The organism is Mesorhizobium sp. M7A.F.Ca.CA.003.01.2.1 (assembly GCF_003998945.1).
Taxonomy (GTDB): domain Bacteria; phylum Pseudomonadota; class Alphaproteobacteria; order Rhizobiales; family Rhizobiaceae; genus Mesorhizobium; species Mesorhizobium ciceri.
The window spans coordinates 1-1,877 of the sequence record NZ_RZRA01001031.1 but is presented as its reverse complement, the minus strand read 5'-3'; the positions used below and the strand labels follow the sequence as shown (position 1 = coordinate 1,877).

General features: G+C 64.1%; 2 protein-coding genes and 1 tRNA gene. 2 read left to right on the top strand and 1 reads right to left on the bottom strand.

Translation table 11 applies throughout. The annotated features are described in order from the left end of the window. Positions 1-403, top strand: a 403-nt coding sequence (locus EN969_RS29235) for an outer membrane protein (RefSeq protein ID WP_164758599.1), incomplete at its 5' end; no start/stop codon positions are given. A gap of 285 nt (positions 404-688) precedes the next feature. After that, positions 689-774 (top strand) — tRNA-Leu (locus EN969_RS29230). A gap of 106 nt (positions 775-880) precedes the next feature. Here EN969_RS29230 and EN969_RS29225 read toward each other — a convergent pair. Beyond that, on the bottom strand, positions 881-1,877 hold a 997-nt coding region (locus EN969_RS29225), incomplete at its 5' end, for an aromatic amino acid lyase (RefSeq protein ID WP_127419634.1).

The window sequence follows — 1,877 nt, the reverse complement described above, 5'->3', positions numbered from 1 at the left end:
GCTCGGCGCCGAGGCGGACCTCAACTATTCCTCGGTCGGCGGCACGACGGTATCGGCGCTGGGAAGCACATTCGGCACCGACATCAAGTGGTTCGGGTCGGTCAACGCCAAGGCGGGTTACGCCATGGACCGCCTGCTGGTCTACGGCATTGGCGGCGTCGCCTTTGCCGGCATCGAAACATCGCAAGTCGCGGGTCCGGCGTTCGACAGCACGCGCACGAATGTCGGCTGGACCGTGGGTGCCGGCGTCGACTACGCGCTGACCGACAAGTTCGTCGTCGGCGCGCAGTATCGCTACTATGATTTCGGCTCCGAGCACTACGAGGTGGCAGAACCCTTTAACGATCGCGATCAGAACGTGAAGCTGAATACGGTCGGGATCAATTTGAGCTACAAGTTCTGACCAGGCCCACAATCGCGACGCTGCCGGCCCAGGCGACCACTTGAGGGGCTCTCTTCATGGAAGGGTGGCCGACGCTCCCAGTGGGCGGGGGGAATGGGTTGGGCCTGAGAGGCGCCGGCCTTGGCGGATCAAATCCACCACACAGGCATCCTACCACTACCCGCCGCGCCGATAATTCCGTGATCGCGCCAGTATCATCAAGCCGCCCGGTCTGTTTGCACGTTCGGCGAACGCTCAACAACACGACTTGACGGCCTGTGTCTGGCGTCTGAAAAGGGCTGGCCTGCGGACGTGGCGGAATTGGTAGACGCAAGGGACTTAAAATCCCTCGATCTCTGATCGTACGGGTTCGATTCCCGTCGTCCGCACCACCCTTCGCTCTTCGAGCTTCGGGTGGCAGGCCACCTGAAGCTCGGCAGGTTCGTACTTCATCCGTTCAGGCGCACCAATTCACCGGCTACCGCTTTGTTGGCATCTCTACGCCTCGAACACTTTCTCAGTGAACCATTCCGCCAACCTGGCAAGCTCCGGCCCCAGCACGCGATCGGCGCCGACAGGCGGCACGATAGCTCTGATTTGATCGACGAAGGAACGCAGTGCCGGCGGCGGCGTCCGTTCGGTGACGTGCAGCGCCTGCGAGGCGATCATTGCCAGCATCGCCATGGCGGCATCGACGCAGCGGCCGGCGGTCGCTTCCTTGGCCCATGCGAAGAACGCCGTCGTGGCGACGTCGTCCTGCCCCGCGCCAGCCGATTCCGTGCCCGGAATGAAGGTGCGCTGTGCGGCCAGCTTGGCCTGCTCGAGATAGCCGGTGATCGCCATCGGCACATAGCCGACATTGCCATGGCCATCGCTGTCGGCTGAGTGACGTCCGGTCATCAGCAGATCCGGCAGCAGCGACACCTTGCCGTTCAGAAGCTTCGAGGCGTGGCGGTCGCAGAGTAGGCAGATGTCGGCCCATATCGCCGCCAGATCGTCCAGCGCCGGCGTTGCCATCGCATTGTGATAGCCGCCGGTCGAGATGCAGCGGCCGAGCCGATCTGCATCGTCGGGCGGGATGTAGACGGGATTGTCCGATATCGAGGCCAGCGACACATTGGCCGCCCGCTCGGCCGTCGCCAGCGCACGATGCGCCTGGCCGAGGACGCGCGGCACGATGCGGTAGCTGACCGGCGCCTGATAGTTGCGTCGCCCATCGCCGGCGCCAACCAGAAACTCCCGCAATCCCTGCAGGGCAGCCGTTTCATGCTCATCGCCCCAGAGCGTGTCGAGCGCCGCGTCATAGTGCTCGAGCGGCGCGCGAAACGCTTCGATCGACAGCGCGAAAACTTTTTGCGCCATGCGGATGCGGCGGCGCCCCGCGAGCGCTGCGTCGGCCACCAAAGCGGCGGCGCAGGGCGAGCCGTTGATGAGCGAGCCGCGTTCCTTGACCTCGAGGTCGAAGCGCGTCGAAAGTTCTGCAAACAAGGGATAG